We start from the raw sequence: 6,938 nt of genomic DNA, 5'->3' as shown, positions 1-6,938 counted from the left end.
GGTCACTTAAGCGTTGCGGTCCGGCGGGGGCGCGCGTTAACGCAGGTTCGGAAGAAACGGGAAAGAGGCGTGCTAGGCCAAGCGGCATGGAAATGCGGGTTCGGAAAAACCGCATCATCCGTCAGCGCGCATCTCGACGACGCGCAAGTGCGCGGAGTGCCTGAACGCATGCAAGGAATCTGGAATCCGATGGGCCGCGTTTCGCGAATTGCCATGGCTTCGTTGCTCGCGAGCCTCGTCCTTTCAACGGCGCCCGCGCAGGCGCAATTCGAGGTCGCAGATCCGTTCCTCGTGGTCGACGACGCCATTCTTGCTGGGGACGAGGCATGGGTCGTTGCCGAGGATGTCCTCGAAACGACGCTCTACGGCGAGCAGGACGAAGACACGGACAGCCACAGCGGACCGTATTCTTGCGGGAGCTGCACGCGCGAGAAGCACTGCTACACGAAGCGTCACTACTACGCCGCCGAAAGCAGCTACGAGTGGGACGACGGCGAGAAGAAGAAGACAGCTACGAAGTACAAGTACTACGAGACGTACCACTGCAGCTAGGGGCAACGGGGGCGAAGACGATGCCTTCCTGCCGCGCCCCGCTTGCCGTCCCCATGCTTGCCGTGCTCGCGATGATGCTTGGCGGCATCTTGAATCCTGCGTGGGGCCACGCAAACGACGGGGCGCGGCTTGCGATTGTCCAGCTTTCGCCCGAGTCGCAACGGGCAGGGGTTGCCGCCGCCCAGGCTCTGGGACTCAACGTCCTCGACACCCTCCGCGTGGTCCCCGCTGCTCTCGTCGCCGGCTCGCCCGATGCGCTTGCGGCCCTCGCGGGCGCACCGGGCGTGCTGCGCGTCGAGACGCTTTCGCCCGTGACCTACGATCTCGCGAGCGCAACGCTTGCAAGCCGCGCGAAAGCCGTGTGGGACGACGCCGCGGCCGCGTCGCTGGGGCTCGCGCCGTTGCGCGACGACGCGGGCAACGTGATCGACGGGAACGGAATCACGGTCGCCGTCGTGGACGTCGGGCTCAATGCCCATCATCCCGACCTCCCCTATCGGACGAAGGTCGTTCGCAACCTGTATCCCCTCTCGCTCGCGCCAAACTCCTATCCGTCCGCGGACCCCTTCGCCGGCCGCGTCGACGCGTGGATCGACGCGCCAGCGACGGGGCTCTTCACGACGCATGGAAACCATGTGGCCGGAATCGTCGCGGGGACGGGAGCGGCTTCGCTTGGCAAGCACCGCGGCGCGGCGCCCGGCGCGTCCCTCGTGGGTTTCGGCGATCACGGCCGGCCGTCTGCGTCCTTGGGTTTTCCGTTCGGTGCTGGCTCATGGTACTACGCGAAGGCCTGGGAATGGGTCTACGAACACGGCCACGCGGTGACCCCGCCGATACGGGTCGTGACGAACTCCTGGGGATACGCGCACGGCCCATGCGATCCAACGATCACGCTGTCCCGCCTGCAGCAGAAGCTCGTCCTCGAGCGCGGCATCGTCATGGTCTTCAGCGCGGGCAACCTCGGCGGCGATGGGACGGCGAACAACGTCCGAACCCAGCCGCAATGCGGCCCGGAAGGCGTGCTTGGCGTCGCGGACTACGACGACCTCGACTCCGGCACGCGCTCCGGCCGCCTTTCCGCGAGCTCCTCGCGCGGCAACGCCTCCGACAACCGGACCTGGCCCGACCTGTCGGCGCCCGGCACGGCCATCGTCTCCGCCGGAGGCATGGGGCAAGCGCGCGCGGGCCAACTCTACTTCGAGGCAAGCGGCACGAGCATGGCCGCGCCGCACGTGGCCGGAGCCGTCGCTCTCGTCCTGCAGGCGCATCCCGCGCTCGGGCCCGCAGAGGTCGAGTGCCTCCTCGAGCAGACCGCCCACAAGTTCGACGCCGCCGGATCGGGAGGCCCCTACGCGACTGGCCACAACGACAGCCGCTTCGACGGCTCGCACCATGCGCGCGGGCACGGCCTGCTCGATGCGCATGCGGCCGTCGTGGCCGCGCTCGACCTTTCGCGGGGCCACCTCGTCGGGGCCGCCTGGCGCTGCGCGGGCGCCCATCCGTGGACCGGCGCCATCCGCTGACGACGGACTACGCTTGGCGCCGGCGCGCCAGCAACGCAACGGCGCCAGCGGCGCCAAGCACCGCCAAAGGCGCAAAGCCGGGCGTGCGGGTCTGCTGCTGTTGGCGCCCGCTGTCGTTGTTCTGCGTGTTGTTCTGGTTGTCGTTCTGGTTGTTCTGATTCTGATTGCCCTGGTCGTTCTGGTTTCCGGAGTCGTCCTCGTTGCCGGAGTCGTCCTCATCGCCCGTACCGTCGTCGCCGTCGCCGCCCGTCCCATCGTCCCCGCCGTCGCCCGTGCCGTCGTCCTGGGGCAGGTCCGTGACCTTGACGGCGCGGCACGCGTCAAGCTGCTCCCCGCCACTTACATTGAGGATGGCGTAGCCGGGCGGCAGGACGACCGTGAGCTTCGCCTGTCCCGGCTGGGCGTTGGGGCCGGCGTCCACGTTTGCGCACGCGCCGGAAGACGCCTGGAAGACGACGGTTAGATCCGTTTCCTCCGGGTCGTCGGACCGAAGGACAAGCGTGTGCATGGGTCCGGCGCCCGGCGCCTGTGCAAGCGTGCCGGTGCGCTCGCTCGTGAAGACGAGGGGCTCTCCCGAATCGACCGGTCCCACAAGGCCCGTCCAGTTTGACGTGGGCTCGCCCAGCTCGAAGGCAATGCCGTCCAAGTCCGCGTCGGCGTCCTGCGTCGACGGATCGCCCGCTTCGTCGGCAAACGCGTCCGCCTCGGCCTGCGAGACGTTCCCGTCCTGGTCCGTGTCGATGAGGCCGCGGAAGAACGAAGCCATCTCGCCCGCGAAGGAGACGTGGACCACAAACCGAGCCTCCTCGATGGAGGAGAAACGGAGAATCCCGGTCGCCGACATCTGCGAGGCGTCCTGGGCGACGGCAAGACCCGAGAAAGCAAGCATTCCGGCGAGCGCGACGGCGACTTTGCGCATGGGCGGGCATCCGGGGACCCGAGTAAAACGTTTTCGAATGGCGGCGGAGGGCCCTAGGGCGCTGCGCTTGCGGAGGCCCCGACGGCCAATCGGGCGTCGAAGTCCACGAACACCTCGCGAACAAGCGCCGCCGGATCGGTCTCGACGACGGTTCCGTCCACCTCGGCGGCGATGGCTTGGGCGGCCTCCACGAACATCGCGTCCTGGGGCTCGAGCAGCACGACCATGAGCTGCACGCCGCGGAGGTCGCGAAGCCGCCGGGCCTGCCGCAGCGCGTAGTCGAGGCAGCGCTCGGGACGGTCGGCGAAGTCCTGCCCCTTCTCCGTCCGAGCCTCCGGAAGCCCGTCGGTGATGAGGTACACGATGCGCCGGTCGGCGCGCGAGGACTCCAGCATCTCGGCGGCAAGCCGCAAGGCGCCGCCTGTGTTCGTGAATCCCCTGGGCTTGGCAAGCCACGTGTCGAGGAGATCCACCTTGCGGACGGAGGTCTCCATCTCGATCACGTCCACGCGGTTGTCCGGCGAGGCGCGCTTGGCCGCGCGGTGCAGCACGAGCACGGCGCGCTTGGCCGCGTCGAGGCGCTCGTTCTCCTCCATCGAACCCGACCGGTCGAAGACGATCACGACGTGCGTGGACGACGAGCGCCACTCGCGGTACACGAGGATGTCGTCGTCGAAGATGTGCCGCACGTGGGGGTGGCGCACGCGCGCCTGGATCTTGCTTTCGACGAGGTCCATGCGGGAGAGCTCGTAGACGGAGAGCATGCGCTCCTTCTCGTAGATGCCCTCGCCCTCCTCCTGCCCGCCCAGCGTGGCGTGGCGCGAGGCGGGCATCGCCGCGAGCTCCTCCGCGTACACGATCTCGCTGAAGCGGTCCACGAGGCGGCTTGTGATCGCGATCTCCCCGCCTCGCTGCCGGACGAGGCCCGAGTCCTCAAGCGCGGCCACGAGGTCGTTCCTGACCTTCTCGCGCGGCGCGTCGCGCAGGCGCTCCGCGAGCTTTTGCATCTCCTCCTCGCGCCGCTTCCAGAGCGCCTCGAGCTCCTGCTCGCGCTTCCCGCGCGCGGCCGATTCCTCCTCGGAGAGCTCCTCGAGGCGGCGCGACATGGCGGCCTCGGCCTCGCCGATCTCGCGCTCGCGCTGCCGCAGGCTCTCCTCCATGAGCGCCATGGCAAGCGTGCCGTAGTTCTCGAGGCCCAGCATGCGGCGCCACAGGAAGCGCATGCGCTCCCGCGCGGTCATCGCGTCGAGGCGCGAGGCCAGGCGCGAGCGGAGCGAGGGGTTCGCAAGCGCTGCGCGCGCGAGCGCGTCGGAGGAAAGCGCGACGCCGGCGCCGCGGCCTGGGAGAAGCGCAAGCACGCGCTCGCGCCGCCCCCGGACCTCCTCGCGGGCGCCGCGGGCGAGCGCGCGGAAGGGCCAGGTGAGAAGGCGCCAGAGCCAGCGCAGGAACGCCACGACCATGATTCGTAATTTCGTGAATCCACGAATCTTTGCCTCCGCGGCCGTCACGTCGTCCTCCCACTGACGCAGGACCTCGGCCAGGCGCTCGTCGTGCGTGGCCTGGAGGAGCCGAATCTCCTGCCGCACGCCCTCGCGCGCCTGCTCGTAGCGCGCGGCCTCCTGCTCGTGGGCGCTGCGGACGCGCGTGCGCCGCTCCTCGAACTCGGCGGCGAGGCGCTCGGTGAGCTCCTTGGCGCGGCGCTCGATCTCGGCGCGGGCCTTTGCGAGCTTGGCGGCGAGGTAGGAGTCCTTCCCGGACCGCTCGGCAAGCCACGCGTCGAGCGCGCCTGGGCCCTCGCGGGCCAGGCGCGCCACGAGCTCTCGCTTCTGCTCGGGCGTGAGCTCGAAGGCGGTGTCGACCGCGTCGCACGAGGGAAGCTCGACGCGCGTCATCTCACGCCTTCTGCGCGGCGGCGAGCTGCTCGGTCCAGTCCGTCCGCTCGAACGTGCCGAAGTCCTCGAGCAGCCGGAAGACGTGCCGGGTGCGGGCCGCAAGGTCGGCTTTCGCCACGCTCGTCTCCACGGACCTCACCCAGCCGGCCAGGCGCTTGGTCTTCGCGCCGTCGCCCGCCAGCGCCTTCTGCGCCGACTCGGGCGTCCGCAGCGTCTCGCGCGCTTCGCGGATGACGCGCTCGGCCTCGGCCTTGTCGCCTTTGAGCTCGTTCTCGAAGAAGCCGCACCACCATGCGACGGCGGCGCGGCGGCCGGCCTCCTTCCAGTGGCGCTCGAGGAAGGCGTCCACGGTGGCGCGGTTCTCGTCCCACGACTCGCCGCCGCGGGCGCGGATGCGGCCGCGCATGGCGTCGGCGGCCCCGCGCCGGAAGTCGGTCGAGGAGGCCTCGGCGCGCGCGTCAAGCAGCGCGTAGCTCGCGCTTCGGCGGAGGATCTCGACCATCGCGCGGTTGCTTCCGACCTCGTCGAGCTCGCGCACGCCCTCGGCCGCGCGGCGCCAGTCCTGGACGAGGACGACGGCGGCGTCGCGGAGCACGCCTGAAACCCACACCTCGTCCTGGCCGGCAAGCGCCATGTCGACGATGCGGCGGTTCTTGGCGGGGCTCCGGTTGAAGGGCACGTGGAGGTTGGCCAAGCGATCGGAGAGGGGCTCGTTCACGTTGTCGAGGTCGCCAAGGTTGCTCGTCGTGATGGCGACAAAGCTCGCGGGGAAGGTCTCGCGCGTCTTCGCGGGCGAGACGATGTTCTCCTGGAGCGCCTGCAGGAGCACGTTCTGGGTGCCGCGGGGGAGCTTCCCGATCTCGTCGATGAGGAGGAGGCCGCGGTTGGCCTGCAGGAGCTTCCCCGGCTCGAACACAAGCGGGCTTGTCGGGTCGCCGATCTCCTCGAGCTTGGCGAGGTTGATCGTGCCCGTGAGGTTGTCCGGGAAGACCTCGGGCGAGCCCTGGATGCGCGCGAGGCCGTAGCCTTCGCGAAGCCGGATCTTGGCGACGGGCACCGAGGCGGGGTCGACGGCGGCGGGGTCGAAGTGCCCAAGCGTCTTCAGCGAGACGCCGCCGTGCCGCACGCGGCAGTACGGGCACGGCGGCACGAGACGCGCGAAGTCGCGGTCGATGAGCGAGAAGGGATCGTCCTGGACGGGGCAGCCCTCCACGGCGAGGACCTCCTTGGGAAAGAGCTCCCAGACGTCCTTGGCAAGGCTCGTCTTGCCGGAGCCGGGCGGGCCAAGCACGAGGAGGTTTGCGCCCGAGAGGAGCGAGGCGGTGAGCACCTCGAGGACGTCGTCGTCGAGGATCGTGCGCGGGAAGAGCGTCTGGTAGGCCTCGGCCTCCGCGTGGCCTTTGCCCCGAAGCTCGGACAGGCGCTCGCGGATCGTGTCGCGCAGGACGTCGCGAGGAAGTCGCGGGCGCTGCTGCTGTTCCAAAAGCGTCTTTGCGGTCACGGCGGCCATCGGGTTCGACCGCCTTGGCGAGGGGCTTTTTGCACTTAAACTCTGGCGCTTGCGGCCTCACCCTGCGAGCGAGGTCTTGCACTGCGCGCACGCCGCGCGGCCTCGCATGTTGACGTACTGGCAGGACTTGCAGCGGACGATGATGGGGCAGGAATCGGCGCCCAGGCGCTCGAATCCCTGCTCGCCGTAGAGCGCGTACAGGAACGGGCCCGAGTTGCTGATGACGATCTCAAGCGTCCCGAGCAGGACGAGGATCACGCTTACGCCAAGTCCCAGCGCCTGCCCGCCCGAGGGGACGGGCCCGGACGACGGCGCGAAGAGCGACGGGATCGTGACGAAGGCGAGGAGGCCCAGCGCGATCCAACCGAAGCCCATGGCGATGGGTTTCCAGCGGAAGCGAATGTCATGGCGCGCCGGCGGCGCACTCGCCGTCGCGCTTGCGGGCAAGGGGTCCACGCCGCGTGCACGCGCCTTCGTTTCCTAAAGGTTTCGTGCGAAGCGGGTACCTCCGAAGGTATATGAAGAAGGGATAATTTGAGGCG

General features: G+C 69.4%; 6 protein-coding genes. 2 read left to right on the top strand and 4 right to left on the bottom strand.

What is annotated here, in order from left to right:
• The first annotated feature begins 213 nt into the window (after positions 1-213).
• Together VM681_01140 and VM681_01135 are read left to right on the top strand one after the other, a co-directional pair.
• The gene (locus VM681_01140) at positions 214-552 is read left to right on the top strand and encodes a hypothetical protein (protein HVL86602.1); all 339 of its coding nucleotides are present in this window, start codon (positions 214-216) and stop codon (positions 550-552) included.
• Positions 553-572: 20 nt separating this feature from the next.
• Positions 573-2,075, top strand: coding sequence for a S8 family serine peptidase (locus VM681_01135; GenBank protein HVL86601.1), 1,503 nt, complete (start codon positions 573-575; stop codon positions 2,073-2,075).
• A 7-nt stretch (positions 2,076-2,082) separates the two neighbouring features.
• Here VM681_01135 and VM681_01130 read toward each other — a convergent pair whose 3' ends face one another.
• The 4 genes from VM681_01130 to VM681_01115 are packed head-to-tail and all read right to left on the bottom strand — an operon-like array spanning position 2,083 to position 6,852.
• Positions 2,083-2,994 (bottom strand): hypothetical protein, encoded by a 912-nt coding sequence (locus tag VM681_01130; GenBank protein ID HVL86600.1) that lies wholly within the window; start codon positions 2,992-2,994, stop codon positions 2,083-2,085.
• 53 nt (positions 2,995-3,047) lie between these two features.
• Positions 3,048-4,886: a VWA domain-containing protein gene (locus VM681_01125; GenBank protein ID HVL86599.1), complete on the bottom strand. Its 1,839-nt coding sequence runs from the start codon at positions 4,884-4,886 to the stop codon at positions 3,048-3,050.
• Between the two features lies 1 nt (position 4,887).
• Complete coding sequence (locus VM681_01120; GenBank protein HVL86598.1) at positions 4,888-6,396, bottom strand: ATP-binding protein; 1,509 nt, start codon at positions 6,394-6,396, stop codon at positions 4,888-4,890.
• Between the two features lie 57 nt (positions 6,397-6,453).
• Complete coding sequence (locus tag VM681_01115) at positions 6,454-6,852, bottom strand: hypothetical protein (protein ID HVL86597.1); 399 nt, start codon at positions 6,850-6,852, stop codon at positions 6,454-6,456.
• Between the last annotated feature and the right edge of the window lie 86 nt (positions 6,853-6,938).

This window comes from Candidatus Thermoplasmatota archaeon (assembly GCA_035541015.1).
Classification (GTDB): Archaea; Thermoplasmatota; SW-10-69-26; order JACQPN01; family JAIVGT01; genus DATLFM01.
The sequence above is the reverse complement of the archived record's forward strand: the minus strand, read 5'-3'. Positions and strand labels throughout refer to the sequence as shown.